Below are 533 nucleotides of genomic sequence, written 5' to 3' on the forward strand. Positions count from 1 at the left end.
GAACGACAAGGCGCTCGACTGACCACACGGTCGTTGATGCAGAAATGACGCTACTGAAACGGAAGAGGCCACGCTTCTTCCGTTTCTTTTTGCTGGAGTCTTGCCCATGTCTTACCACTGGAACTGGGGCATCTTCCTGAGCCCCGTCTCGACCGGCGAGCCGACGACTTACTTCGGATGGCTGATGTCCGGCTTCTGGGTGACGATCGAGGTGTCGCTCGTCGCCTGGGTCATCGCGCTGATCGTCGGCTCGCTGTTCGGCGTGCTGCGCACGGTGCCGAACCAATGGCTCTCCGCGCTCGGCACCGTGTACGTGTCGATCTTCCGGAACATCCCGCTGATCGTGCAGTTCTTCGTCTGGTACCTCGTCGTGCCCGAGTTGCTGCCCGCAGCTATCGGCACCTGGATCAAGCAGTTGCCGCCCGGCACGCAGTTCTTCACCGCGTCGATCATCTGTCTCGGCCTGTTCACCGGCGCGCGCGTGTGCGAACAGGTGCGCGCCGGGATCAACGCGCTGCCGAAGGGGCAGCGCG

The 533-nt window shown here is 62.7% G+C and carries 1 protein-coding gene; it reads left to right on the forward strand.

Going from position 1 to position 533, the window contains the following annotated elements; translation table 11 throughout:
• Positions 1 to 106: 106 nt before the first annotated feature.
• Positions 107 to 533, forward strand: a 427-nt coding sequence (locus PI86_RS15600) for an ABC transporter permease subunit (RefSeq protein WP_039324481.1), incomplete at its 3' end; no start/stop codon positions are given.

The sequence above is a fragment of the Burkholderia sp. A9 genome (genome assembly GCF_000801975.1).